This window comes from Nocardioides sp. ChNu-99 (assembly GCF_029493445.1).
In the GTDB taxonomy this organism is placed as follows: domain Bacteria; phylum Actinomycetota; class Actinomycetes; order Propionibacteriales; family Nocardioidaceae; genus Nocardioides.
Map to the genome: position 1 here is coordinate 22,997 of NZ_JAHWBL010000004.1, position 25,741 is coordinate 48,737.

General features: G+C 70.2%; 27 protein-coding genes. 16 read left to right on the forward strand and 11 right to left on the reverse strand.

Annotation, left to right across the window (positions count from 1 at the left end):
• The first annotated feature begins 153 nt into the window (after window positions 1-153).
• Complete coding sequence (locus KK617_RS02515; protein WP_277497841.1) at window positions 154-834, forward strand: GDSL-type esterase/lipase family protein; 681 nt, start codon at window positions 154-156, stop codon at window positions 832-834.
• Here KK617_RS02515 and KK617_RS02520 read toward each other — a convergent pair.
• Complete coding sequence (locus tag KK617_RS02520) at window positions 815-2,167, reverse strand: hypothetical protein (protein WP_277497842.1); 1,353 nt, start codon at window positions 2,165-2,167, stop codon at window positions 815-817. The two genes, KK617_RS02515 and KK617_RS02520, sit on opposite strands and share 20 nt — an antisense overlap.
• A 393-nt stretch (window positions 2,168-2,560) precedes the next feature.
• On the opposite strand from KK617_RS02520, the gene KK617_RS02525 reads away from it, so the two are divergent.
• From KK617_RS02525 to KK617_RS02560, 8 genes are all read left to right on the forward strand, one after another.
• Window positions 2,561-3,727 carry a nucleotide sugar dehydrogenase gene (locus tag KK617_RS02525; protein ID WP_277497844.1) on the forward strand — a complete coding sequence of 389 codons (1,167 nt, stop codon included), beginning with the start codon at window positions 2,561-2,563 and terminating at the stop codon, window positions 3,725-3,727.
• A 163-nt stretch (window positions 3,728-3,890) separates the two neighbouring features.
• Complete coding sequence (gene cysD, locus KK617_RS02530; protein ID WP_277497846.1) at window positions 3,891-4,805, forward strand: sulfate adenylyltransferase subunit CysD; 915 nt, start codon at window positions 3,891-3,893, stop codon at window positions 4,803-4,805.
• Window positions 4,805-6,049, forward strand: coding sequence for a GTP-binding protein (locus tag KK617_RS02535; protein WP_277497847.1), 1,245 nt, complete (start codon window positions 4,805-4,807; stop codon window positions 6,047-6,049). Before cysD ends, KK617_RS02535 begins: the two co-directional genes overlap by 1 nt.
• A gap of 79 nt (window positions 6,050-6,128) precedes the next feature.
• Window positions 6,129-7,265 (forward strand): glycosyltransferase family 4 protein, encoded by a 1,137-nt coding sequence (locus tag KK617_RS02540; RefSeq protein ID WP_277497848.1) that lies wholly within the window; start codon window positions 6,129-6,131, stop codon window positions 7,263-7,265.
• Complete coding sequence (locus tag KK617_RS02545; protein WP_277497849.1) at window positions 7,262-8,203, forward strand: NAD-dependent epimerase/dehydratase family protein; 942 nt, start codon at window positions 7,262-7,264, stop codon at window positions 8,201-8,203. The genes KK617_RS02540 and KK617_RS02545 overlap by 4 nt, the downstream gene beginning before the upstream one ends.
• A gap of 331 nt (window positions 8,204-8,534) precedes the next feature.
• Window positions 8,535-8,756, forward strand: a complete 222-nt coding sequence (locus KK617_RS02550; protein ID WP_277498015.1) for a hypothetical protein — start codon at window positions 8,535-8,537, stop codon at window positions 8,754-8,756.
• A 47-nt stretch (window positions 8,757-8,803) separates the two neighbouring features.
• Complete coding sequence (locus KK617_RS02555) at window positions 8,804-10,108, forward strand: lipopolysaccharide biosynthesis protein (protein ID WP_277498017.1); 1,305 nt, start codon at window positions 8,804-8,806, stop codon at window positions 10,106-10,108.
• Window positions 10,105-10,935 carry a glycosyltransferase family 2 protein gene (locus tag KK617_RS02560; RefSeq protein WP_277497850.1) on the forward strand — a complete coding sequence of 277 codons (831 nt, stop codon included), beginning with the start codon at window positions 10,105-10,107 and terminating at the stop codon, window positions 10,933-10,935. Before KK617_RS02555 ends, KK617_RS02560 begins: the two co-directional genes overlap by 4 nt.
• Window positions 10,936-10,967: 32 nt before the next feature.
• On the opposite strand, the gene KK617_RS02565 is transcribed toward KK617_RS02560, so the two are convergent.
• The 8 genes from KK617_RS02565 to KK617_RS02600 form a co-directional block, all read right to left on the reverse strand.
• Window positions 10,968-12,020 (reverse strand): glycosyltransferase family 4 protein, encoded by a 1,053-nt coding sequence (locus KK617_RS02565; RefSeq protein ID WP_277497851.1) that lies wholly within the window; start codon window positions 12,018-12,020, stop codon window positions 10,968-10,970.
• Window positions 12,017-13,198, reverse strand: coding sequence for a glycosyltransferase family 4 protein (locus KK617_RS02570; protein ID WP_277497852.1), 1,182 nt, complete (start codon window positions 13,196-13,198; stop codon window positions 12,017-12,019). The genes KK617_RS02565 and KK617_RS02570 overlap by 4 nt, the downstream gene beginning before the upstream one ends.
• Window positions 13,195-14,127 (reverse strand): NAD-dependent epimerase/dehydratase family protein, encoded by a 933-nt coding sequence (locus tag KK617_RS02575; RefSeq protein ID WP_277497853.1) that lies wholly within the window; start codon window positions 14,125-14,127, stop codon window positions 13,195-13,197. Before KK617_RS02575 ends, KK617_RS02570 begins: the two co-directional genes overlap by 4 nt.
• Window positions 14,127-15,122: a GDP-mannose 4,6-dehydratase gene (locus tag KK617_RS02580; protein ID WP_277497854.1), complete on the reverse strand. Its 996-nt coding sequence runs from the start codon at window positions 15,120-15,122 to the stop codon at window positions 14,127-14,129. The genes KK617_RS02575 and KK617_RS02580 overlap by 1 nt, the downstream gene beginning before the upstream one ends.
• Window positions 15,119-16,270 carry a glycosyltransferase gene (locus KK617_RS02585; protein ID WP_277497855.1) on the reverse strand — a complete coding sequence of 384 codons (1,152 nt, stop codon included), beginning with the start codon at window positions 16,268-16,270 and terminating at the stop codon, window positions 15,119-15,121. The genes KK617_RS02580 and KK617_RS02585 overlap by 4 nt, the downstream gene beginning before the upstream one ends.
• Window positions 16,271-16,411: 141 nt before the next feature.
• Window positions 16,412-16,798, reverse strand: a complete 387-nt coding sequence (locus KK617_RS02590; RefSeq protein ID WP_277497857.1) for an MscL family protein — start codon at window positions 16,796-16,798, stop codon at window positions 16,412-16,414.
• Window positions 16,799-16,836: 38 nt separating this feature from the next.
• A complete protein-coding gene (locus KK617_RS02595; protein WP_277497859.1) occupies window positions 16,837-17,511 on the reverse strand; it encodes an SAF domain-containing protein in 675 nt (224 codons plus the stop codon).
• Window positions 17,512-17,689: 178 nt separating this feature from the next.
• Window positions 17,690-18,013: an FmdB family zinc ribbon protein gene (locus KK617_RS02600; RefSeq protein WP_277497862.1), complete on the reverse strand. Its 324-nt coding sequence runs from the start codon at window positions 18,011-18,013 to the stop codon at window positions 17,690-17,692.
• 154 nt (window positions 18,014-18,167) lie between these two features.
• Here KK617_RS02600 and KK617_RS02605 point away from each other — a divergent pair, with 154 nt between their 5' ends.
• Window positions 18,168-18,368 (forward strand): hypothetical protein, encoded by a 201-nt coding sequence (locus tag KK617_RS02605; RefSeq protein WP_277497864.1) that lies wholly within the window; start codon window positions 18,168-18,170, stop codon window positions 18,366-18,368.
• 79 nt (window positions 18,369-18,447) lie between these two features.
• Here the strand turns inward: KK617_RS02605 and KK617_RS02610 are convergent, their stop codons facing one another.
• A complete protein-coding gene (locus KK617_RS02610) occupies window positions 18,448-18,963 on the reverse strand; it encodes a hypothetical protein (RefSeq protein WP_277497867.1) in 516 nt (171 codons plus the stop codon).
• A gap of 229 nt (window positions 18,964-19,192) precedes the next feature.
• On the opposite strand from KK617_RS02610, the gene KK617_RS02615 reads away from it, so the two are divergent.
• On the forward strand, window positions 19,193-20,866 hold the full coding sequence (locus KK617_RS02615) for a HAMP domain-containing sensor histidine kinase (RefSeq protein ID WP_277497868.1): 1,674 nt from the start codon (window positions 19,193-19,195) through the stop codon (window positions 20,864-20,866).
• Between the two features lie 43 nt (window positions 20,867-20,909).
• On the forward strand, window positions 20,910-21,356 hold the full coding sequence (locus KK617_RS02620; protein WP_277497870.1) for a hypothetical protein: 447 nt from the start codon (window positions 20,910-20,912) through the stop codon (window positions 21,354-21,356).
• A 22-nt stretch (window positions 21,357-21,378) separates the two neighbouring features.
• On the opposite strand, the gene KK617_RS02625 is transcribed toward KK617_RS02620, so the two are convergent.
• Window positions 21,379-21,981, reverse strand: coding sequence for a 5-formyltetrahydrofolate cyclo-ligase (locus tag KK617_RS02625; protein WP_277497872.1), 603 nt, complete (start codon window positions 21,979-21,981; stop codon window positions 21,379-21,381).
• A 23-nt stretch (window positions 21,982-22,004) separates the two neighbouring features.
• Between KK617_RS02625 and KK617_RS02630 the strand changes: the two genes are divergently transcribed.
• The 4 genes from KK617_RS02630 to KK617_RS02645 are packed head-to-tail and all read left to right on the forward strand — an operon-like array spanning window position 22,005 to window position 25,733.
• On the forward strand, window positions 22,005-23,384 hold the full coding sequence (locus KK617_RS02630; protein ID WP_277497874.1) for a UTP--glucose-1-phosphate uridylyltransferase: 1,380 nt from the start codon (window positions 22,005-22,007) through the stop codon (window positions 23,382-23,384).
• Between the two features lie 56 nt (window positions 23,385-23,440).
• Window positions 23,441-24,703: a gephyrin-like molybdotransferase Glp gene (glp, locus tag KK617_RS02635; protein WP_277497877.1), complete on the forward strand. Its 1,263-nt coding sequence runs from the start codon at window positions 23,441-23,443 to the stop codon at window positions 24,701-24,703.
• Window positions 24,703-25,197, forward strand: coding sequence for a cyclic pyranopterin monophosphate synthase MoaC (moaC, locus tag KK617_RS02640; protein ID WP_277497879.1), 495 nt, complete (start codon window positions 24,703-24,705; stop codon window positions 25,195-25,197). Before glp ends, moaC begins: the two co-directional genes overlap by 1 nt.
• A complete protein-coding gene (locus KK617_RS02645) occupies window positions 25,194-25,733 on the forward strand; it encodes a MogA/MoaB family molybdenum cofactor biosynthesis protein (protein ID WP_277497881.1) in 540 nt (179 codons plus the stop codon). Before moaC ends, KK617_RS02645 begins: the two co-directional genes overlap by 4 nt.
• The last annotated feature ends 8 nt before the right edge of the window (window positions 25,734-25,741 follow it).

The window sequence follows — 25,741 nt, forward strand, 5'->3', positions numbered from 1 at the left end:
TCCAGTGCGAGAACGCGTGCGAGCTCAGCGGGGACCAGGTCGAGGAGCAGCGCTCCCGGCCGGTGATCTGATGGCCCCCGTCTCGCCGGCGGGACAAGCCAAGGGGTCGGCCGACCGAGGGTCCTGCCGAGTACGCTGCCCTAGGGTTGCGCCGTGCGCGTAGCGGTGTTCGGGGACTCGATCGCCAACGGCCTCGGAGTCCGCGGACCGCGTTACGCGGATCTCGTGACCGAGGCGTTGGGGGCGGAACTGCTCGACTTCACCGCGTCCGCCCAGACCGTGGCCGTCTCGGAGGCCCGGCTGCGCGCGTCCGGGGTCGACGGCATCGACCTGGCAATCATCGCGCACGGGACGACGGAGGCCATTCTTCGACCCTCCCAGCGAACGTTGCGGTGCGTGCCGGCCAGGTGGCGGCGAACCGGTTGGCTCGACCCGCGGCCATACTTCTCGACGAGTCGGCACAGGCGCTTGGCCCAACGCCTCGAGTCTGAGGCTCGTTGGCGGGTCAAGGTCGGCCTGCTCAAGTGGGGAACTGCTGAGCAGTTGCTGGCACTGCCCGCGTTCGTCGATCACATGGTCGGCCTGCAGGATGCGCTCCGGGCTCGCGGTGCCCACGTCGTGATACTTGGGCCGACCGACCTGGACGACCGCTACTTCCCGGGCTCGAGCGCTGCTCTTCGCGAGTACGCGAGCGGCTCCCGTTCCGTTGCCCGGAGCTACGTGCCCATGAACGGCGCGCTCCAGAGGTGGGACCACTACTGCCTCGACCACTTCCATCCCAACGAGGCAGGCCACCGGGCAATGGCAGAACGCATCACGGCTGCGCTCCCGTGACCGGGTGACGTCGGACGGCCTGAGCCGAAGCCCGGCCCCGATCGCGGTCAGGACGGGCGGGAGGCGCGCTGAGCACCCAGCCCCAGGCGAGCGCGACGGCTAGCCCCGACGTGGTGGCGAACGTCGAGCCGGCGACGGTGAAGGCCATGGAGAAGAGCACGGCCAGGCTGAGGTCGTTCCCGGGGAGCTTCCAGTCCGCCGCCACGGCGCGCTTCGCCGTGATCGCGGCGACCACCAGCATCGCCAGGAGTGCAAGGGGGCCGGCAGCCACGAGCAGGTCGATGTAGAGGTTGTCCGCCCGTTGAACGGAGGCACTGAATCCGGTTCCCAATGGTTGGCGCAGGGCTGGCCCGACCCCGTCGAGCAGCCGGAGGCGAGCCTCGAGCGACTGGTCGCCGCCCAGATCGGTGTAGCGCTCGACGGTGAAGACGTTGGTCTCGGCTGAGCTCGCGATGACGCGTGTCCCGACGGCGTACAGCACCGCGCTGGCGCCGACGGCAACGGTGACCAACGCGAGTGACCTTGTCTTGACCGCGGCGACCAGCAAGACGAGTGCCATCGACAACAGGCCGGTGCGCACGCCCGTGAGGAAGAAGGCAGGCGCAGCGACCGCCAGCGCCGTAACCCGCAGCGCCAGTTGTCGCCGAGCCGCACCACGTACAACGCCCTGGGCGACCACGCACATGAGCGCGCCGAGGACGAGTGCGTACGGACCTGGTGATTCCAGCGACCCGAACACCCTGACCTGGCCGGGCACTGGCGCACCGATCGAGCTGAGGTTGGAGGCGACCATCCAGGCCCGGTCCCACGAGGGCAGGAACTGGAATTGGACCAGCCCGTAGCCAGCGATGGCCAGCGTCGCCCAGGGCGCAGCTCGAGAGACCGCCTCCGATGCGTTGGGCAGCAGACCCGAGGCAGCCGTCGCCATCGCCAGGAAGCAGGTCGAGTAGACGATGGCCACGTAGAGCGCTTCCACCGAACGCTCGGAAAGCGCCCAAGAAATTAGCGGCAGGAACACGAGTGCCGCTAGCGCAAGACCAAGGACCGGGTCGGTTCTGCGCAAGGCCACGCCGCGGTCGCGCCCCACGCTCCACATGAGTGCGAGCGCCAGTAGAGCGATGGGCAACAGCAACAGCGGGTCCGTCTCGGTCCGGCCACCTGACGTGACACGCCGCACGAGACCCAGGGACACGACGCAGGCAAGCAGGATGACCAACGCTGTTCGTGCTCGAACGAGCAAACCCGCCAGGAGCAGGACGACGGCCAGCGCTAGCCGCGGCTCGACAGCGACCAGCACCCCTAGCGACGCGCACAGGAACATCGCCAGGGCCATCAAGAGGCCGCTACCCACACCGCGCATGAAGACTCCCAGCTGTCTGTCAGGTGGCAGCCTAGGGGAGAGGTGCAGTCGGCGCAGGCCGCCCGCTTCGGTCACCCTCGGCTGCTGTCCGTGCTCCCTCGCCATGGCGACTGCCGGAGCGTCGGCACCCGGCGCCGGGCGGGGTCTATCAAACAGGTGGGCCGTTCGGGGCGGACTCGCAACTCTGCGAGGGCGGCGCCGCTAGACCTGGGGTAGCGCCCGGCCGCGACTGAGCGGCTGGTCTCGTGACGACAGGGCGGGCCCAAGTGGCCGCGGCGGTTCTGCCTACTGCGGCATCACCCCTCGCCCGACCAGTCCCTGCCTCTCGGACGTCATGTGCCCGGAGCGCCCGGTAGCCTGCCGCCCATGAAGATCGCCGTCGCCGGCATGGGCTATGTCGGGCTGTCGAACGCCGTCGTCCTCGCGCAGCACCACGAGGTGGTCGCGGTCGACGTCGACCAGAGCCGCGTGGACCTGCTCAACCAGCGGCAGTCGCCGATCGAGGACGCCGAACTGGAAAAGTACCTGGCCTCCATCCCCCTGAACCTCTCGGCGACCCTCGACAAGGCGGCGGCGTACTCGGACGCCCGCTTCGTCATCGTCGCGACGCCGACGGACTACGACGAGCGCACGAACTACTTCAACACCAGCACGGTGGAGAGCGTCATCGCCGACGTGCTGGCGGTGAACACCGACGCGACGATCATCGTGAAGTCGACGGTGCCGGTCGGCTTCACCCGCCGCGTGCGGGAGGAGAACGCGGGCGCATCGATCATCTTCTCGCCCGAGTTCCTCCGCGAGGGCCGGGCGCTCTACGACAACCTGCACCCCTCGCGCATCGTCGTCGGCGACACCTCCGAGCGGGCGCGCGAGTTCGCGGCGCTGCTCGTCGAGGGCGCGATCGACAAGGACGTGCCCACGCTCTTCACCGACCCCACCGAGGCCGAGGCGATCAAGCTCTTCGCCAACACCTACCTCGCGCTGCGGGTGGCGTACTTCAACGAGCTCGACACCTACGCCGCGGTGCACGGGCTCGACTCGGCGCAGATCATCGAGGGCGTCGGGCTCGACCCGCGCATCGGGTCGCACTACAACAACCCCTCCTTCGGGTACGGCGGGTACTGCCTGCCGAAGGACACCCGCCAGCTGCAGGCGAACTACCAGGACGTGCCGCAGAACCTCATCAGCGCCATCGTCGAGGCCAACACGACGCGCAAGGACTTCATCGCCGACGACGTGCTGCGCCGCGGGCCCCGCACGGTCGGCATCTACCGCCTCATCATGAAGGCGGGCTCGGACAACTTCCGGGCGTCGAGCATCCAGGGCGTCATGAAGCGCATCAAGGCGAAGGGCATCGAGGTCGTCGTCTACGAGCCCGCGCTCGACACGGAGGAGTTCTTCCACTCGGAGGTCATCACCGACCTCGACGAGTTCAAGAAGCGCTCCGACGTCATCATCGCGAACCGGCGTACCGACGTGCTGGCGGACGTCGCCGAGAAGGTCTACACGCGCGACATCTACGGCCGCGACTGATCGGCCCCGCAGCCCGGCGCTGATCGGGCCGCTGGTTGAGGTGGCCGCCCCAGCGGCCCGAGCCGGTGGTTGAGGTGGCCGCCCCAGCGGCCCTCGAAACCACTCGGCGCCCACGGACTGATACGTGGCCGGGTGCTGAGACGGCCGTCCGTACTCTCATCGGGTGTCCGCGTCGCATCCCGACTACCGCCTGAGCCAGCTGGACCAGCTGGAGGCCGAGTCGATCCACGTCTTCCGCGAGGTCGCGGCCGAGTTCGAGAAGCCGGTGCTGATGTTCTCCGGCGGCAAGGACTCGATCGTCATGCTCCGCCTGGCCGAGAAGGCGTTCTTCCCCGCGAAGATCCCCTTCCCCGTGCTGCAGGTGGACACGGGCTACGACTTCCCCGAGGTGCTCGAGTGCCGCGACGAGTGGGTCGCCCGCCTCGGTCTGCGGCTGGTCGTCGCCAGCGTGGAGGAGGCGATCGCCTCCGGTGTCGTCGTCGACGACGGGCGCACGACCCGCAACCGCATGCAGATCGGCACCCTGCTGCACGCCATCGAGGAGGAGGGCTTCACCGCCGCCTTCGGTGGCGGTCGCCGCGACGAGGAGAAGGCCCGCGCCAAGGAGCGCGTCTACTCTCACCGCGACGAGTTCGGCCAGTGGGACCCGAAGAACCAGCGCCCCGAGCTGTGGAGCCTCTACAACGGCCGCATCCACTCGGGCGAGCACATGCGGATCTTCCCGCTGAGCAACTGGACCGAGCTCGACATCTGGCACTACATCGACCGGGAGCAGATCTTCATCCCGTCGATCTACTTCAGCCACCAGCGCCGCGTCTTCGAGCGCGACGGCATGCTGCTGACCGAGAGCGAGCACAACCCGCTGCGTGCCGGCGAGACCGCCGAGGAGCGCACCGTCCGGTTCCGCACCGTCGGCGACCTGACCCTCACCGGCTGCGTCGAGTCGACCGCGTCGACCACGACCGAGATCATCGACGAGATCGCCGTGGCCCGCCTCACCGAGCGTGGCGCCACCCGTGGCGACGACCGGTTCTCCGAGGCCGCCATGGAGGACCGCAAGAAGGAGGGCTACTTCTGATGGACCTGCTTCGCTTCGCCACCGCCGGCTCGGTCGACGACGGCAAGTCGACCCTCATCGGGCGGCTGCTGCTCGACTCCAAGGCGATCTTCGAGGACCAGCTCGCGGCCGTCGAGGCCACCAGCCAGTCGAAGGGCTACGACTACACCGACCTGGCCCTGCTGACCGACGGCCTGCGCTCCGAGCGCGAGCAGGGCATCACGATCGACGTCGCCTACCGCTACTTCGCCACCCCGAGCCGCAAGTTCATCATCGCGGACACCCCGGGACACGTGCAGTACACGCGGAACATGGTCACGGGCGCCTCGACCGCCGACCTCGGTCTCGTGCTCGTCGACGCCCGCCACGGGCTGTCCGAGCAGTCGCGGCGCCACGCCGTGCTGCTGTCGCTGCTGCGGGTGCCGCACCTCGTGCTCGCGGTCAACAAGATGGACCTCGTCGACTACTCGCAGGAGCGGTTCGACGAGATCAAGCGCGAGTTCAGCGCCTTCGCGACGAAGCTGACCATCCCCGACCTCGCGGTCATCCCGATCTCGGCGCTCAAGGGCGACAACGTCGTCACGCGCTCCGAGGCCATGCCGTGGTACGACGGCTCGTCCCTGCTGCACCACCTCGAGAACGTGCACGTCGCCTCCGACCGGGACCTGCGCGACGCGCGATTCCCGGTGCAGTACGTCGTGCGCCCCAAGTCCGACGACCACCACGACTACCGCGGGTACGCCGGACAGGTCGCCGGCGGCGTCTTCAAGCCCGGCGACGAGGTCGTCGTGCTCCCGTCGGGCATGACGGCCAAGATCGCCGGCATCGACCTGTTCGACCGCGAGGTCGACGAGGCGTTCCCGCCCATGTCGGTCACCATCCGCCTCGACGACGAGCTCGACGTGTCGCGCGGCGACCTCATCGCGCGGCCCAACAACCAGCCGCAGGTGACGCAGGACATCGACGCCATGGTCGCGTGGATGAGCACGACCCCGCTGCGCCCGCGCCAGCGGCTCCTGGTCAAGCACACGACGCGCACGGTCAAGGCCCTGGTGAAGGAGCTCGACTACAGGCTCGACGTGAACACCCTGCACCGCGACCAGGAGACCGGCGAGCTCGGCGTCAACGAGATCGGCCGGGTGCGCCTGCGCACCCAGCAGCCGCTGCTCGTCGACCCCTACTCGCGCAACCGCACCACCGGCGCGTTCATCCTCATCGACGAGGCGACGGGTGTGACGGTGGGCGCGGGAATGATCAACGACTAGGTCGTTGGTGGGCAGTGGTGTTGGTCCCACTCTCGACAAAGCGCCGTGAGCCCCCCTCGTGCCTTGGTACGTTCAACCGGTGAGCCCAGGGAGTGATGTCGCGAGGCCGTTGAGGGTTCTGCTTGTCACTCCCGATTTCCCTCCGGCGCACGGCGGCATCCAGCGGCTGCTCTACGAGATCACGTCACACATGCCATCGGCCGAGGTCCGGGTCGTGACTCTGTCGACCGAGGGAGCGGCCGAGTTCGACCGCTCGAGCAGAACTCCGACGCGACGTCTGCCGGCGGTCGGTCGGCGTCCGCTGGTCCGGAACGCCATGTTGAACGTGTCTCTGGCGTTCTTCCGCAGTTCGTGGCGCCCAGACGTGATCTTGAACGGTCACGTCGTAACCGCGCCTGCCGCCGTTGTCCTGGCTCGCCGGTTCAAGGTCCGCCAAGTGCTCTACACGTACGGCAAAGAGGTAGAGGGCAGGCCACGGACGGCCCGCTGGGCGATGCGCCGTGCTCACGCCGGGGTCACAGTTGCTGCCTACACCCGCGGCGCAATGGAACGTGTGGCCGGCGGACTTCTACCTCTCGAGGTGCGGGTGGTCCATCCGGGTACCAAGCCTCCATCAGAGCTGCCGTCCACCAGGGCTCAGCGACCTACGGTGCTGACCACCGCTCGCCTGAGGGACTGGTACAAGGGCCACGACGTCATGGTGCACGCCATGGAGAAGGTCGTGCGACGGGTGCCGGACGCGCGCTGGGTCGTCATCGGCGATGGGAGGCTCCGACCCGAGCTGGAGCAGCGTTGCGCCGATCGGGGCCTCGCGGAGGCGGTCACTTTCCTGGGTTCGGTCGACGACGCTACGCGTGATCATTGGCTCGGTCAGGCTCACGTGTTCGCGATGCCAGCCCGTTACCCGGAGGGCGAGGTCGGCGGAGAAGGCTTCCCGGTGGTCTACCTCGAGGCAGCGGCATGGGGGCTGCCGACCTTGGCCGGAAATGTCGGAGGGCCGGCAGAAGCGGTCTTGGATCGGCAAACGGGGCTGCTCGTCAACCCCGAGTCCGCTGACGAGGTGGCCGACGCTCTCTCGGCCTTGTTGCTGGATCCGTCTCTTGCTGCAACTTACGGAGTGGCAGCCAGGAACCGTGTGCTCGAGGAGTTCACGTGGGAATCAGTGGCAGCTCAGCTTGAGAGCCTTCTGCGGGACGTCGCCGGAGTAGAAGAGTGAGCCGGCCGATCGAACGTGCCCTCGTCATCGGCTCGTCCGGCTTCCTTGGTAGTTGGATAGCTCACGAGCTCGCTCGCGAGGGTGTGGAGGTCGTCGGGACGTCACGCGGAGGCGGTGGTCCCGTCATGCCCACACTGCAGGCGCCGGCACGCTGTCACGCGATCGACCAGGCCGATGGGCGCATGGAGGGTCTGCTGAAAGACGTGGACACGGTGTTCTTCGCCGCTGGGGTTGCATCCGTCCCACGCTCGATCGAAGACCCGGTCTCCGATCTGCTGGCCAACACGCACTCGGTGCTGCGCCTACTCGATCTCAGTCGTCGGTTGGATCGTCCGCCCGCGTTCGTGTTCTGTTCGTCGGCCGCGGTATATGGAACTGCGTTATCGCTGCCAATGCGGGAGGACCACCCCAAGAGGCCTGTCTCGCCCTACGGAGTTTCCAAGCTCGCGGCTGAGGAGTACGTCGCGCTGTACGCGCGGGAATTCGGAGTCCCGGCGGCGTCGACACGGCCTTTCTCAGTCTATGGTCCCGGTCAGCGTAAACAGGTGGTCTACGACTTGGCGCGACGGATCGGTGCCGACGCGACTTCGCTCGAGGTCGCGGGCGACGCCGATGTCTCGCGCGACTTTGTCTACGTCACGGACGCGGCGCGAGCGGTCATCTCGGTGGCCAAGCGGGCGCCCCTCAAGGGGGAGGCGTTCAATGTCGCCTCCGGGCTGGAAACAACGCTGTCCGCCCTCGTGTCTGCTCTGGTGGACGCGGCGGGCAGCACGATCCAAGTTCGCTTCACCGGCGAAGTGCGCGAGGGTGACCCGATCCGTTGGTGCGCCGACATCGCCGCTCTGAGAGCTCTCGGCCATGTTCCTGAAGTCCCGTTCGCAGACGGGATCCGAAGAACCTACGATTGGGTGGCGCAGCAGAATGATCTCTCGGCCTGAGGCGGGCAACTAGGTGGCTATTCTGAAGGCGCGACCGCGGGGCTATCAACCGACGTCGCGCCAGTACCGGTTGCCGCGACGTCCCACGACTTCGTTCGACGTACTTCGTTCTGGTATCAAGCGGCGTCTTGCTGACGGTCCCCTTGGTCGAGTTGCGCGAATGGCGGTCGAACGCAACATTCATGTAGTCGGACACCACGGCCCGGATTGCGAGATCCATCCGTCGGCCAGCGTTCAGAACGCTCACATCAACGCCACAAGTGGCGTTGTGAAAATCGGAGCACTTGCAATGTTGGCTCCGGGCGTGACGCTCGTGGCTGGTACCCACGACATGTCCAGGACGGGGGACGAGCGTCGCAAGGCCATCCCCGACGCGGGGTACGACATCACGGTGGGCCCCGGCGCATTCCTAGGCGCGAACTGCACGGTCATCGGACCTTGCAAGATCGGACCGGACGCGGTGGTCGCGGCCGGGGCGGTCGTCGTTAGTGATGTCGCCCCCGGCGCCCTCGTGGCTGGCGTTCCAGCCCGACATGTCAAGTTCGTGGTCTAGGCCGATAGGCGGTGACGTCGAGCGGCCCCTGGCGTCGACGCCGGCGTATGCCAGCGTTGGAAGCCCTGCGGGGGTCTGGAATAGCCCGCGCTGCATTCGGCCTCACAGGCGTGCAGCTGGTCGTAATGCTGTTGTCGTTCGCGACGGGACCGATCCAAGCGCGCGAGCTGGGTCCCGAGCTGCGGGGGCAGCTAGCAACGGTTCTTATCGTGGGTCAGATCGGCGCGTTTCTGTCCGACTTCGGCGCCCTCGGGTGGATTACGCGGCAGGTCGCACACGGGGAGCGGGCAGGCTCCGTTCTCCGATCGGCCGCGCCTCTCCTGCTCGCTGCTTGGCTGGTAGCCGTTGCACTCGCGTTCCCTATCGCCACCATGGTGGGCGGGAGCGACGAGTCATTGCTCTTCTGGCTGTTGCTGTTCCAGATCCTCCTGCTTCCTTTCAGTTCCTTGGTGCAGGCTGCGAGCGGAGTGGCGCTGGGTAGCGCCAACTGGCGGTTCATCGCCTTCGTTCGTCTCACCGGCGCCGTGGTGCCGTTCATCGGTCTTGTGGTCCTGTTGCTCGTTGACGAGGTTACGCTCCTTTCGACGGTGGTCTGTTATTACTTGGCGGCTGTGGCGGCTGGGGTCATCGCGCTGGGTGTTTGGTGGCGCTCGCGCCCGATTGCGACGGACGTTTCGGCCGTCAGGGATGCGTGGCGGTTCGGTCGGGGCGCTTGGTTGAGCACCCTGTTGAACGTGAGTAATCTTCGCGCGGACGGACTCATGGTCGCGGCAGTCCTCGACTTCCGGTCATTGGGAATTTATGCGGTGGCGGCCACCTTGGCCGCGTTGCCCGGAGTGGTGCCGGCGGCGGTAACGCAGGCGACTGCCCGCGCACTCTCGCTCGACAACCTGCGTGAGTTCGCAGCGGCAACCGTCGGAGCGGTTCTTGCCCTCGCTGCGATCGCGGCGTCTGCGATTGCCCTGACGGCGCCGGTTCTGGTGCCACTTCTGTTCGGCGACGAGTTTGACGAAGCTGTGCCAGTAGTGTGGTTCCTATTGACAGGGACCGTTCTCGGCGCCGCTGCGCAGACCCTCGGCAACGCCATCACGCTGGCAGCCAAGCCCGCCGTAGTCGCGTGGGCCCAAGGTGCGGGTGTCGTGACGATGCTGCTCGGGATGGCGGTCTTGGGGCCCCGTTTTGGCATTCTTGGCGTCGCCGCGGCGAGTGCCTCGGGTTATGGGGCGAGCTTCGCGCTGCTTCTAACCTATGCCCGAGTTAATTCGGGCATCCCGGTTCGGCGTTGGCTGCTGCTCTCGCCGCGGTCGGTCCAGTTGATATACAAGCGCCGAAAGGTCCAAGCTGAGCAATGACCGTAAAATGTTCTGTAATTGTCGGAACCTTCCGTGGCGGATACTTGCGCGCGACGCTAAAGAGTATTCTCGCGCAGTCTGAACCATCATTTGAAATCCTCTTGATGGACGATGCCAATAGTCCGGATGTTGCCGAATTGGCAGCAAGCCTTGGAGACAGCCGGATCAAGTACCACGGAAACCCAACGACGTTAGGGCCAGCGCTGAATCACGCTCGCGGCATCTCCCTGGCCTGCGGCAAGTACGTAGCGATCGTCAACCATGACGACCTGTGGGAGCCTGAGACCCTGGATACGTTGCTGAGCGGGCTTGAGCGGCACCCAGACTGCGTTGCAGCATTCTCTCGGCCCCGCGTGACCACGGCTGACGGGCGCTTCGACGAGAGCCGGACCTCTCATGCTTGGACTACGTGGGACCTCACTGACGTGCCTGCCGGGAGAATCGGAAACTGGGCACGAGACGTGCGGAGCACCAGGTTGGCATTCCCGTCCGTGGTGTGTGCCCTGATGAGGACGCCCGAGCTGCAAGCCGTGAAGATTCCAGCCGCCGTGGGCGGTTCATACGACTTCTGGATCGGCTACCAACTGAGTCGCACCCACCCGGTTCTCCACCTCGACGAGGCCGTTGGCTACTGGCGAGAGCATCCTGACAACCTGACGCGCGTGCGGTCGGCCAAGCGATCCTTCGAGATGGCCTACATCTACTCTCACGTCGCTCTCGATCGTGCCCTGCCGCCGAAGCGGCGGCTGTACGGTGCCGCGCGGCTCCCCCGCGCCTACGCGGTGACTGCCGCCGATTACGTTCGGGGGGCGCGTCAGGGGCGCTGAGTGGGCCTGAAGAGCGCCACGGCGAACGGTACCTATCGGGCAGCGCGAAGGGCCTCCTGGTAGATGCTGAGCAGGCGTTCAGGGGAGCCGTCGGCTGCCATGTCGGACACGAGGCGTCCGCCAGCTTCGCGCTCGGGCCGCGACTTGACCGGCCCGCGTGCGACCGCCCGGCCGAGGGACGCCCCGAACGCTTCGTCCTCCACCACGTCGAGCGGGACCCCGGGCTCTGCGCGTGACTGCAGGTACTGGGAGCCCGGGTTGCTGCTGGCCACCACGCGCAGGCCGTGGTCGATGCCCTCGAGGACCGGGATCCCGAAGCCCTCGTACTCCGAGGGCGAGGCGAGGACCCACGCCGAGCCGAGCACGTCGGCGACCTGGCTGTCGGCGAGCCCGGCCCGGTGCTCGACCCACGGCGACCAGCTGGCGGCGTCGTCGGCCGGTCCGATGACGACGAGGCGGACCCGGTCGTCCTCTGCGCGCAGTGCCTCGACGGCCTCTTGCACCATCCAGCCCCGTTTGCGGCCCCGGAAGCTGCCGATGAAGACCACGACGGGCTCTGCTCCCTTGGTGCCGCCGGTCGTGCGCTGCTGCCGGAGGTACGGCGGGAAGACGTGCTGGCAGCGGAACATCTCGAGCGACTCGGGAGCAATGCCCAGGCGCAGCTGCGCCCGCTTCGCAGACCAGAGCTCGGCCCCCGCCAGCACCACGTGGTTGGCCTTGCGCAGACCCGTGGACGACTTCGCCTCTCCCCACGACGTGCCGTAGAACGAGCGCACGATGGGCGCCGAGGTGCGCAGGAGGAAGTCGTCCCCATGGGCGTGCACCACGTCGGGCCGGGTGGCGGGCAGGGCGCGTGCCGCCCGCCAGGCCGAGGTGTAGTAGCGCTCGACCCGCGAGCCGGCCGGCGGGATCGTGACGAGCTCGACCCCCGGGACCGGCGCGGCCCCGGCGTAGGTGATGACGGTGAGGTCGACGAGCTCCTGCACCCGCGCCGCCAGGCGGGCGGCGTACCGGCCCACACCGCCCGAGTGATGGCCCTCGCGGGGCCACTCCAGGCTCACCCACGTGACGCGCATCTTGGTCATCGGTCCATCTCCTCGGTCCACTGGTGCCACTCGGTCACGGCGGGCAGGCGCCGCCCGCGGGCGATGGCACGGATGAAGCCGGCCCGGGCTGGGGTCGTCACCCCGATCGCGTACCTGCCCGTGGTGCGGTGCCCTGCTGCGACCAGCTCTCGGCGGGCGCCCGGTCCCAGAGCCGCGGTGCTCGTCAGTGCCTCCCGCAGCGCGTCGACGTCGCCGCACGGCACGAGGAAGCCGTTCACCCCGTCCTGCACCACCTCAGCCGGACCGCCCGGTCGAGAAGCGATCACGACACAGCCCGCGTCCATGCCCTCCAGGACTACCGAGCCGAAGGGTTCGGGCAGGACCGAGGTGTGGGCGAGCATGTCCATCTCCTCGAGCAAGAACCGGGGGTCGTCGACGTGGCCGTGGAACACCACACGGTCGTCGACACCGAGCTCGGCCACTGTCTCGCGCAGGACCGACTCGTAGTCGTGCTCGCCGAAGAGCGCTCCGCCGATGAGGTGGAGCCGCGTGGACGACGGCAGCGCGGCGGACGCGAAGGCGCGCACCGCCTCGAGCTGGCCCTTCCAGGGGCTGAGCCGACCCAGCACGGCGATGTTTCGAACCTGCTCGCCGACCGGACGCGCGACGCGGCGCAGGCGGGCACCGGGAGGGCAGATCAGGACCGGAGTGCGCCCGGCGGTCAACGACGCCAGGGTCGCGCGGCTGTTCACGATGATCCCGTCGACCAGGCTCGGCAGGACGCGCGAGAAGAACGGTGCTGCCGGACCGAGGTAGTCACGGCCGACCCGGTCGTGGACGCTCCACACCAGGGGCGTGCCGGAGAACGCCGTCGCGATGCGGGCGTACACCACGGCCTTCAAGCTGCCGGCAACCACGACGTCGGGGCGGCTGCCGCGGAGCTCGCGTCGTAGCCTCACGGCGTACCGCAACAGGGCCAGCAGCGCCGCTGCCTTGGCGCGTGCACCGGCGTCCCGCCGGGTCGCCCGCGAGGCCTCTGAGAGGGGTCGCACGTGCACGCGCACGCCGAGCCGGCGGTAGGTGTCCACCACCGGGCCGTCGGCGGCCAGGTGGACCTCGACGGTCGAGTGAGTCGGCCAGACCGATAGCGCCCGGCCCAGCGCGAGCTCGGCTCCCGAGGGAGCCGCCGAGTGGATGAGGTACGCGACGCGGGTCACGACATGGCCGAGAGGGAGGCCGCCCACGCGTCGGCCAGGCTCTGGTCGAGAGTCAGTTTTGGTCGCCAGCCGGTGAGGCGCGAGAGCCTGGCGTTGGAACCGGCGATCACGGACGGCTCGGCCGGGCGCAGGAGGGAGGCATCGACAGTGACCCCGTCGATGGGGACCTCTGCGATCTGGGCCAACGAGCTGAGGATCCTCGTCCCCTCGACCGCTCGCCCAGTACAGACATTGACGAGTTCACCTGGCGCGAGCCCGTCGGCGTTGAGCAGCGCGACGTAGGCGTCGGCCACGTCCCGGACGTCGGTGTAGTCCCGCTGCGAGGTCAGGTCGCCGAACGCTGGGGGTACACCAGTTCGCTGGGCCGCCTTCAGCCCGGCGATGATGTCCGGAACCAGGAACCCGGGGCCTTGACCGGGCCCGATGTGGTTGAACGGCCGCGCGACCGTGGCGGCCAGGCCGCGGCGGGCGTAGTAGAACGCCTGATGCTCGACGGCGAGCTTGCTGACCGCATAGGGCGATGTCGGCGCCGTACGGCCCGCCTCGGTGATAGGCAGGTCCTGGGCGGAGTCGTAGACGGCCCCGGAACTGACCACCACGACGCGAGCTGGCGAGTTGGCGGCCAACAACGGCTCGCAGACATTGGTCATCATCGCCGTGTTCGACGTCAGATAGTGCTGAGGATGGTCGAACGACGGTCCCACGGCCGAGAGGCCAGCGAGGTGCACGACGCCGGACGCGTGAATCACGGGCAACGGGTCACTGGCCAGGTCGACCGCCACATGGTCGACAAGCAAGCCAGCTATGTCGTCACCCGGTCTGGCGTCCCGGGACACCCCCACGACGCGACGCCCCGAGGCGACGAGCGATAGCACCAGGTGGCGGCCGACGAACCCGTTCACCCCGGTGACGACGACCGGCTCGGACATCAGGCGTTCGGGTCCGTCACCTTGAGGTCGTGCTGGACCATCCGGTGCACCAGGCCGGCGAAGTCCACGTCGCGCTTCCAGCCCAGCACGCGCTCGGCCTTCGCGGGGTCGCCGAGCAGGATGTCCACCTCCGCGGGCCGCATGAACTGCGGGTCCTGCTTGACGTAGGGCCGCCAGTCGTCGATGCCGATCTCGGCGAACGCCAGTGCCAGGAACTCCTCGATCGAGTGTGTCTCGCCGGTGGCCAGCACGAAATCGTCGGGCTCGTCGTGCTGCAGCATCTGCCACATCCCGCGGACGTAGTCGCCGGCGTAGCCCCAGTCGCGCTTGGGCCACAGGTCGCCGAGCACGATGTGGGGCTGCAAGCCGTGGTGGATGCGGGCCACGGCATCACTGATCTTGCGGGTGACGAACTCGAGACCACGACGCTCGCCCTCGTGGTTGAAGAGGATTCCCGTGGAGACGAACATGCCGTAGGACTCGCGGTAGTTCTTGGCGATCCAGTGGGCGTAGAGCTTCGCCACGCCGTACGGGCTGCGGGGGTGGAAGAGAGAGTCCTCGTTGTAGCCGGCTCCGGGCCGGTTGTAGTCGAGGCCGCCGAACATCTCGGAGGTCGACGCCTGGTAGAAGCGCACCTCGTCGGCGCGCCCGGAGGAACGGATCGCCTCCAGCAGGTTGAGCACGCCCTTGCCCGTGATGTCGGCAGTCAGCTGCGGGTTGCGGAAGGAGTAGCCGACGTGGCTGATGGCCCCCAGGTTGTAGACCTCGTCAGCCTCCGAGGTGCGGACGGCGGCGAGCAGTGACGTGGGGTCGGTGAGGTCTGCCTCGACCAGGTTCACGAAGGGGAACTCCGCCACGAAGGCCTCGCGGCGGGCGTTCCGCTGCCCGCGGATGAGTCCGTAGATCTCGTACCCCTTGGCGTTCAGGAGCTCCGAGAGGTGCTGCCCGTCCTGTCCGGTGATGCCGGTGATGAGGGCGCGCTTGGGGCTGGTCACTGTTCCTCCTGCTGGAGCTGCGGGTCGATGAGGGAGGCGACCTCGTCGCGCAGACGCGCGACGAACGCACTCTCGGTGAAGCGGCTGGCGTGCGCCGAGACGGCGCGCTCGTCCCAGACCGAGTCGAGGAGTCGGCGGACGCCGCCCGCGATCGAACCAGGGGTGGGGGAGTCGAAGAAGACCGACGTGACGCCGTCCTCCATCGTGTCGAGAAACCCCCCAGCCGCGAGCACGACGCTGGGCTTGCCGAACAGGGCCGCCTCGAGCGGGGTCAGGCCGTAGTCCTCGTGACTCGCAGCGACGAGTCCACGAGAACGCTCGTAGACGGTGCGCATCTGGCCGTCGGTGAGGTCGCGGAGGAAGGTGACGTTGTCCGGCGCATCTCGGCGGAGGGCGTCCCACTCCGGTCCCCGGCCGACGACGACGAGCCGGTGGTCCGGCAGCTGCACGAAGGCGCGGGTCACCTTGTCGACGTTCTTGTACGGCAGCAGTCGCGACACGCACAGCAGGTAGCCGCCGTCTCGCACCACGGGCTCGTCGAGCGGTTCTGCCGCCACCGCCCGCAGGCGGTCGCTCAGCGGTGCCGGCAGGATGGCCGACTCGATGTCGTACGTGGCGCGGATGCGCTCCTGCACGATGGTCGAGATCGCCAGGTAGCGGTCGGCTCGTGAGGCCGCCCGTCGGTCCCAGCGGCGCAGCGGCCCGCTGAGCGCCTTGAGCCCGGCTCGTTGCAGGCGGCCGGCGTTGCCAGAGAGGTACACGTCGGGTTGGTAGAGCCATCGCGCCGGGGAGTAGCAGTAGACGAGCGTCTTGTGGCTGCCGCCGAACCCGTGCGCCCACCCGCTGCTGCTGGCGATGACGACGTCGGCATTGACGGAGATCGACGAGGCTGCGGCGGGGAGGAGCGGGAGCGCCTTGCGGTGGTCCTTCCGCAGCGGTCCGACCCGGTTCAGGCGCGACGGGCGTACGTCGAGGTCACGGAACTCCGGGAAGGTGCCGTCCGCGTCGTACAGCGTCGTGTAGATGGGCGCGTCGGGGAAGCCCTTCGCGAGGGCAAGGACGACGCGCTCCGCGCCGCCGCGCTGGGTCAGGTAGTCGTGCGCGATCGCGATGCGAGGGGCGCTGCTGCCCGCGCCCTGTGTCCTCATCGCGTTCGTCCACCCCGTTCTCCGGCCATCTGTGGTTGCGGCTCCCGATGACCCTAGACGGGCGCGGGGGCCGTTGTCGCAGGATCCCGTCAAGGTCGGCGCGGGTTCCGTCACACGCCCGGTGCGTTCGGGAACCGGGGCTCAGGTCGAGAGCCCGTTGCCCCCACGAGCCTGGGAGGCCAGCAGGTCGCGGATCTCCGTGAGCAGGGCGACGTCCTCCGGCGTACCGGGCTCGCCCTCCGGGTCGGGGAAGAACCGCTCCTTCGCCTTCGTGTAGGGAAGCACGACGCCGAAGTAGACGACGGCGGAGACGATGAGGAACGAGATGACGGCGGTCAGCCAGGCGCCGACCGAGACGCCTCCCGGCTGGTAGGTGGAGAAGTCGGGCTGCCCGCCCACCTTGCCGATCAGGTCCATCAAGATCGCCACGGTGGCGGTCACGACCGTCGTGAACGCAGCGCCCACGACGAAGGCCACTGCCAGCTCGATCAGGTTGCCGCGCAGGATGAATGCCTTGAATCCGCTCACCGGTTGCTCCTCGTCCCGAGGCCCCGCAGGTCGCGGGGCTACCGGGCGGCCACGCTAGACCGGAAGGCGATGGTCAGGAAGTCCTGCGCGCCGGCGCGGGCGATGTCGAGCGCGTCACCCGGGTCGGCGGCGAAGACGACCAGTCGACCGCTGACCAGCTCTCCACCGGGATCGTCGACGGGCTGCGGGAGGGCGGAGACGCGGACGTTGCGGGCAACGGTGGTCGTCGTGCCGTCCTCAGCGGCCGTGGCGACGAGGTCGACGACGTCCCCGACCCGCAGCAGCGCGGCCATCGCAGGGTCGGGGAGACGGACGGGCACCGCCACCTCGCCGGACCCGGTCGCGAAGGTCGTCGCCGAGGAAAGGCGGGTCTCGGTGACGGCCTCGCCCTCCCCGATCGGACTCGCCGTCGCGCGACCGACGAGGTCGTCCAGGGCCGGGCTGGAGGGTGGCGCGGCCTCGACCGGGAGCGTCACGGTCGTCAGGTCCGCCGCGGTCAGCGAGACGCCGGCCGCGACCGGACGGGCCGCGACGACCACCTGCGTGGTGGGTCGGCCTGGGGCCGCGAACGCCTGCACGCAGGCGAGGACGGCGACCCCGAGGAGCATCGCGCCCAGTGCGCGACGGTGGCGGGCGAAGACGCGGCGCGGGCCGCGCGTCAGGGTCGCGCCGCGCGAGCGCGCGGCCGTCGTCGGTGGGGTGGCGAGAGGCATGCGACGACGCTAGGCCGGATCGAGGCGCGGCGTCGGCGGGCTTCCACAGGTGGTTTCGAGGGCCGCTGGCGCGGCCACCTCGATCACCGGGTGCTGGCGCGGCCACCTCAACCACCGCGTGTCGGCGCGGCCAGCTCAACCGGATGCTGGCGCGGCCGCGCCGGACGACCGCCCAGGATCAGGCGGAGGTGCTGGCGGCGCTAGAGCTGCTGGGCGTCTTCTTCTCGGTCGAGGTCGACGTGCTCGACGACTTGTCGCCCGACGACGAGGAGCCGGCGTCGCTCGAGGACTTGGTCGTCGACGAGGTGTCCGAGCTCGAGGCACCCGTGCGGCTGTCGGTGCGGTAGAAGCCCGACCCCTTGAAGACGACGCCGACGGCGTTGAACAGCTTCCGCAGCCGGCCGTGGCACTCCGGGCACTCGGTCAGGGCGTCGTCGCTGAAGCTCTGGACCTGCTCGAAGGCGTGACCGCACTCGGTGCAGGCGTACTGGTACGTGGGCACGTGGACCTCCGGAGACGTGTGCTGGCCGAGAGACTGGCACTCGGCGGGCTCGACTGCCAATTGTAGGTCGTGTCACCGGTAGTGCTTCATCCGGCCAAGCGGTGGATCGTGCTCACTGAACGGCCCATCCCCCCACCCTCCGTACGCTGACCCGATGACCTGGGTACGCCGCAGCTGCGTGCTGGCGTTCCTCGTCGGTGCGACGGCCTGGATGCTGTCGTCCATCACGAACGACCACCAGCCGGTGAAGATCCTCGTCGCGTTCAGCGACACCCACGGGATCGTCGCGAGCGACGTGCCGCGGCTGCTGGCGTGGGCGGTGCTCGTCGGGCTCGGCGTGCGCGCCCTGCGCTGAGACCGCCGAGGGGGTGGAACCGCACGACCCCGCCACGCAGGGCGTGACGGGGTCGCAGTGCGGGCGGAGCCCGCCGGTCTCAGTTGACGGTGGCGCAGACGGCCTGCACGACGAGGTCGTCGGCGACGTCGGAGGGGTTGGAGGCGTAGGCGGAGACGCTGGAGCCGTCCGGGTTGACGAGGAACTGCACGGCCTCGTCGCTGGTCGACCAGTAGGCGGCGCCGCTGAGCGCGGCGGTGCCCTCGGGGCAGTAGACCTCGCCGTACGCGTCGGACTCGAGCGCGCCGACGCTGACGAGCTCCTCCACGACCTCGTAGCCGTTGACGCCGATGAACGTCTTCTTGGTCGCGCCGTTGATCTGCGCTCCGAAGATGCTGGCGCGACCGAGGTCGGCGCCGGAGAGCGAGCCGTTCTTGACGTCCTTCGTCGTGATGGTCTCGTCGGCGATCTGCGCGCCGGTGATGAGCGTGGCGGCGAAGGCGCCGGTCGTGGCGCTGGCCGCGATCACGGCGGTGCAGACGAGGGCGGCGGGAGCGAGGCGACGGGCGGTCGACGTGGCTCGGGGGGCGGTGGAACGGCGGGAGAGCAGGGTCATGAGCGGAACGTACGGCGGCCGCTCGGGCGGCGCTCGCGGACGCCGGAACACGGCTCCGTGGGCTAGACCTGTGGTCGTGAGAACAGGCGGCGCGGAAGTGAACCCCGTTCTACTCAAGCGTCTCTAGGTTGACTCCTCAACAATCGCGCAAGCCGGCCGATGAGGGCCCTGCAACGTGGGACTGTCGGATGTCCGGATCGGGCCGGACGAGGTGAGGGGAGGCAGGGCGATGACGACGCAGACGTCCGTCGCCCCCCTGACGACGCCCGTGTGGCAGGCCCGTCGACCGCGACGCCTGTCGGGGCCCGCCGGCGCGGTCGACGCTGTCGCCTGGCTGCTCGCCGCCGTCGTCACGATCGGCACCGCCGTCGGGCGCGGCATCGTCGGCTCCGACGTGTACGGCGTGAACCCGGTGTGGTCCTCCGTCGGCGTCGGCACCGCCGCGTTCGTGCTCGCCCCCCGCTGGGGCAAGGTGCTCGTGGGCCTCGCGCTGCCGGCGTACATGGTCGTCAGTGCCGCCCTCGTGGGGTCGCCGCTCGAGGCCGCCGTGATCGTGGCGGTCGGCGGGACCGCGGCGTCGGCGGCCGCCGCCCTCGTGCTCGTGCGCTCCGGGGTGCGCTCGATCGACTCGATGGGCGCGTTCGGCTTCCTCGCCCTCGCCGCCGCCCTGGGGGCCGCCTGCGTCGGGGTGGGCGGGCTGCTGCTGAGCGGCGCCGAGGGGGCCGACGGGCCCACCGCCGGGGTTGCGGCCCTGGCCAACGCGACGGCGATCCTCGTGTGGTGCCCGGTGCTGCTCCAGCGGCCGCAGCGCACCTACGACCGCTACTCGGCCCGCGAGCTCGCGCTGCAGGTCGCCACGATGCTGGCGCTCTGCGCGCTCCTCGTGCTCGTCGGCGGGTTCGTCACGGCGGTCGCGAGCACCGCGGTGTTCGTCGCCCTCAGCTGGGCCGGCCTCCAGTTCGGCGTGCGGGTCACGGCCATCGAGCTCGTCGTGCTCTCCGCGATCGGCGTGCTCGTGTGGCTCGTGGGCGCCCCCCTCCACGTGCCGATGACCGGCATCCACGAGGGGCCGCTCGCGAACGTGGAGCGGTCGTGGTCGATCGGCGTCTTCGTCGGTACGGCGGCCCTGTGGGCCCTGCCGCTGGCCATCGTGGGCGACCAGCGCCGCGACGCCGAGCGGCGCGTCGTACGGGAGCTGCGGGCCATGGAGGTCGCCCGCGCCCGGTTCGTCGCCACCGCCAGCCACGAGCTGCGGACCCCCGTCACCAACGCCCTCGGGCGTCTCGACCTCCTGCAGGAGGGCGTCTTCGGGCCGCTGACCGACGAGCAGCAGGGCGTGGTCGAGACCACCGCTCGCAACGTCGAGCGTCTCGCCGACCTGGTCGAGAGCCTCGTGCTGCTCACCCAGGTCGACGGGCCCGCGACCTGCCCGCCGCGTGCGGTGCGGCTCGACGAGGTCGTGCGTCACTGCGTGACCGTCGAGCGCGAGCGCGCCGGCGCGTCCTGCGCCGGCCTGAGCATCGACGTGCGGCTCGGGGAGGTCGTCGTCACCGGCGACGAGGCCCTCCTCACCAGCGCCGTGCGCCACCTCGTGCGCAACGCCCTGACGTTCGGCGAGCACCGCGTGTGCGTCCAGGTCGGCCGCGTGCGGGGCACCGACGGCGCGTTCGAGGCGGTCGTCACCGTCGAGAACGACGGCGTCCCCATCCTCGGGCAGGAGCGCGACTCGCTCTTCGAGAGCTTCTACCGCGGCGGGTACGCCGAGAAGTGGGCCATCCAGGGCAGCGGCGTCGGCCTGGCCATCGTGCGCGCCGCCGCCGAGCGCCACGGCGGCAGCGCCCGCGTCGTCTCCGCCGAGGGCGACGGCGCGAAGTTCGAGATCCGCGTGCCCTGCGGCGGGTGACGTCGCCCGACGTGGGGCTGACCGACGTCACTAGGCTCGGCTCATGTCCTCCTCCGGTGTTCCCGGTCTCCCCGGCCCCTCCGTGTCGCCACTGGACCGAGCGATCGACTACTACGACGACCGGGTGGGTCTCAGGGAGTCCCTCGAGGACGATGCAGCCCGCCGGCGGTGGGACCTCGGGGCCGTCGCCGTGATCCACGGCCTGATCGGCAACGGCGGCCTCGTGGGCGCGATCGAGAACTGCGTCGAGACCGATGTCGAGTACGTGACCGACGGCATCGTCGCGCTCCGGTCGCTCGGTCTCGACCAGGTCGCGGACCTGGTCGACAGGGCGTTCGTCGAGTACCGACGGATGCGCCCGAACAGTTGCAGCGACGACCTGTCGCCTGCCGACGACGCGCTGTGGGAAGAGCTCGACGAGGCGTACTGGGCGGTGTCCGACGACGTCGAGCACGCCATCAGCGCCCGGGCGTCGGCCCTGCCCGACTGACGCGCGGCCCGGGACAGGGCCCTCAGCCCGTGATCGCCCCGTCGACGGGCACGTCGTGGGGCTCGGTCGGCACGTCGATGCCGACCTCGTCGGGGTGCAGCAGCACGTACGTCGGCACGGGGGAGCGGAGCGCGGCGAGCGCCCGGTCGTAGGCGCCGCCGCCGCGGCCCAGGCGCGCGCCGTCCGCGGAGCAGGCGAGACCGGGCAGCAGTACGACGTCGGCGTCCCCGAGCGCGTCGACCGCGTCGGCCGTCCCGGCAGCGCCCTCTGGAGCCCGCGGCTCGAGGAGGCCGCGCGAGGACGTGACGAGGGCGTCGCGCCCGTCGTACCGGCCCCAGTCCAGCGACCAGTCGGGCCGCAGCACCGGCAGCAGCACCCGCACGCCGCCCGCGCGCAGCGCGTCGAGGAGCGGGAGGGTCGCGGGCTCCGTGCCCACCCCGACGTACGCCGCCACGCACCGCGCGCCGGCGACCACCGGGTGGGCGAGGGCCGCCGTGGCGAGGCGCTCGCCGTACGCCGCCACCTCGGCCGGCGTGCGCGCGGCGCGGCGCGCGAGGATCTCGGCGCGGAGCGCACGTTTCGCCCGCCCGGGATGTTCTTCTGCCGGAGGTTGTGTGGCGGCCACCGGTTGAGCCTACGATCGCCGCCATGGGTTCCCCCGGGCTGCACCAGGCGGCCGAGAAGATGCGCGAGGCCGGGATCGACGAGACCGCGGTGGAGGTGTTCGCGCACTACTACCGGCTCCTCGAGCACGGCGAGACCGGCATGATCGCGGAGGACACCATCGACCCGCTCGACATGCCGTCGCTGGCCGACGTCGAGGTCGACGAGGCCGCCGCGGCCGACGCGCTGCAGAAGACCGCCGTCATCAAGCTCAACGGCGGGCTCGGCACGTCGATGGGCATGGACCGGGCGAAGTCGCTGCTGTGCGTGCGGCGCGGGCTGTCGTTCCTCGACATCATCGCCCGCCAGGTGCTGCACCTGCGCGAGCGCTACTCCGCGCCGCTGCCGCTCATCCTCATGAACAGCTTCCGCACCTCCTCCGACACCCTCGCGGCGCTCGCGCGCTACGAGGACCTGCCGGTGGAGGGCCTGCCGCTGGAGTTCCTGCAGAACAAGGAGCCCAAGCTGCGGGAGAAGGACCTGACGCCCGTCGAGTTCGCGGCCGACCCCACGCTCGAGTGGTGCCCGCCCGGCCACGGCGACATCTACACGGCGCTGCTCGGCACCGGCCTGCTCGACCAGCTGATCGAGGCCGGCTACCGCTACGTGTTCGTGTCGAACTCCGACAACCTCGGCGCCGTGCCCACGCCCGAGGTGGCCGGCTGGTTCGCGACCTCCGGCGCGCCGTTCGCGATCGAGGCCGTGCGCCGCACGCCGTCGGACCGCAAGGGCGGCCACTTCGCCCGCCGCAAGAGCGACGGCCGCATCATCCTGCGCGAGTCGGCGCAGACGCGCGACGAGGACAAGGGCGCCCTCGCCGACCTCGACCGCCACAAGTACACGTCGACCAACAACCTGTGGTTCGACCTCGCCGCGATGAAGCAGGCGCTCACCGAGCGCGAGGGCATCCTCGGCCTCCCGCTCATCCGCAACGTCAAGACGGTCGACCCGTCCGACTCCAGCACCGAGAAGGTCGTGCAGATCGAGACCGCCATGGGCGCGGCCATCGAGGTCTTCGACGGCGCGCAGACCATCGAGGTCGGCCGCGACCGCTTCATCCCGGTCAAGACGACGAACGACCTGCTGGTGCTGCGCAGCGACATCTACGCCATCGGCCCCGACTTCACGCTCGACCAGGTCGCCGCCGACGTGCCGTTCATCGACCTCGACGGCGAGCACTACAAGCTGGTCGGCGACTTCGACCGCCGCTTCCCCGAGGGCGCCCCGTCGCTCAAGGAGGCCGCGGCCCTGCGCGTGCGCGGCGACTGGACCTTCGGCCGCGACGTGAAGGTGCGGGGCGAGGTCACCCTCGAGGAGGCTCCTTCGGCGCAGCGCCTCGAGCCGGGTACCGTGCTGGGAGGCTGAGCCCGCGGCGAGCGCGGCGCGGGCTGCCCGCCGTACCGCCCACCAGTAGGAGCCTGATGCCCGACGCGACCTCCCAGCCGATCGGCGTCCCCGAGTTCTTCGAGCGGGTCATGGCCGGGGTGCGACCCCTCGAGCCGATGACCCACTCGTTGCAGGAGGCCAGTGGCCTGGCGTGCGCGGAGGACGTCGCCGCCGGGGTGTCGCTGCCGTCCTTCGACAACGCGGCGATGGACGGCTACGCGGTCGTCGCCGACGACGTCGCCACCGCCAGCGAGCACCAGCCCGTGAGCCTCCCCGTCGTCGGTGAGATCGGGGCCGGGCAGGCGCACATCATGGCGCTGAGCCCCGGCACCGCGGTCAAGATCATGACCGGGGCGCCGCTGCCCGCCGGCTGCGACGCCGTCGTCCCCTACGAGTGGACCGACCGGGGCGTCGCCAACGTGACCGTGTACGACGCGCCCCGCCCGCTGCAGCACGTGCGGCACCGCGGCGAGGACGTGCAGGCCGGCGACGTCGTCGTCTCCGAGGGCACCATCCTCGGCCCGCGCCAGATCGGCCTGCTCGCCGCGATCGGCCGCTCCCACGTGCGCACCCGGCCCCGCCCGCGCGTCGTCGTCATCTCCACCGGCTCCGAGCTGCGCGCCCCCGGCGACCAGATCGGCCACGACTCGATCTACGACGGCAACTCCTACATGCTGGCCGCCGCCGTGCGCGAGGCCGGCGCGATCGCCTACCGGGTCGGGATCGTGCCCGACGACCCGGCCACGTTCCTCGAGGCCGTGCACGACCAGCTCGTGCGCGCCGACCTCGTCATCACCAGCGGCGGCGTCAGCGCCGGCGACTACGACGTCGTCAAGGCCGCGCTCGCCCCGCAGGGCGACATGTGGTTCGGCTCCGTCGCGATGCAGCCCGGGAAGCCGCAGGGCTTCGGCACCATCGGCGAGGACGCGACGCCGATCGTCACGCTGCCGGGCAACCCCGTGTCGGCGTACGTCTCGTTCGAGGTGTTCGTGCTGCCCGCGATCCGCAAGCTCATGGGGCTCACGCCGTACGCCCGCCCCCTGCGCCGCGCCCTGCTCACCCACCCGGTGAGCTCGCCCGAGGGGCGCCGGCAGTTCCTGCGCGGGGAGTACAACGCGCCGTCCGGCGTCGGCGGCAACGCGGCCCGTACGGCGCACGTCACCCCGGTGGGCGGCCCCGGGTCGCACCTGCTGGGCGACCTGGCCGCGTCGAACGCGCTCATCGTCATCCCCGAGAGCGTCACGCGCGTCGAGGCCGGCCAGCCGGTCCACGTGCTCGCGCTGGACGAGCAGATCTGATGGGCACCCCGCAGGAAACCGGGACCGCCGCTCGCCTCACCCACGTCGACGAGCGCGGCGCCGCCCGCATGGTCGACGTCTCGGAGAAGGCGGTCACGGCGCGCACCGCGACGGCGTCGGGCCGGGTGCTCGTCTCCGCCGAGGTCGTCGCGCTGCTCCGCGGCGAGGGCGTCCCGAAGGGCGACGCGCTCGCCGTCGCCCGCATCGCCGGGATCATGGGCGCCAAGCAGACGCCTGCGCTCGTGCCGCTGTGCCACCCGCTCGCCGTCTCGGGCGTCGAGGTCGACCTCGAGGTCGCCGACGACGCCGTCGAGATCAGCGCGACGGTCCGCACCACCGACCGCACGGGCGTCGAGATGGAGGCGCTCACCGCCGTCTCCGTCGCCGCCCTCACCGTGATCGACATGGTGAAGGCGGTCGACAAGCGGGCCGTCATCACCGACGTGCGGGTCGAGGCCAAGTCCGGCGGCCGCTCGGGGGAGTGGACGCGATGAGCGAGGCCACCGACACCCCCGTCACCCCGCCCGCCCGCCCGGGCCTGCCCGCCGCCGTCGTCGTCGCCTCGAACCGCGCCTCCGCGGGTGTGTACGACGACACGACCGGCCCCCTCATCGTCTCCGCGCTGCGCGCCTGGGGCTTCACGTGCGACGACGCGGCCGTCGTGCCCGACGGCGAGCCCGTGGCGGACGCGATCCGCGCGGCGCTCGCCGCCGGCGCCCGCGTCGTGCTGACCACCGGCGGCACGGGCCTCACCCCGACCGACCGCACGCCGGAGGTCACCCGGCCGCTGCTCGACCGCGAGGTGCCCGGCATCGCCGAGGCGATCCGCGCCGCGGGCGTCGCCAAGGGCGTGCCGACCGCCGTGCTGTCGCGGGGGCTCGCCGGCGTCGCCGGCTCGTGCCTCGTCGTCAACCTGCCCGGGTCGCGCGGCGGTGTGAAGGACGCCCTGGCCGTGCTCGCCGACGTCGTGCCGCACGCCGTCGACCAGGTCACCGGGGGCGACCACCCCCGGCCGACGGCGAGCGCCTGAGGACCGTC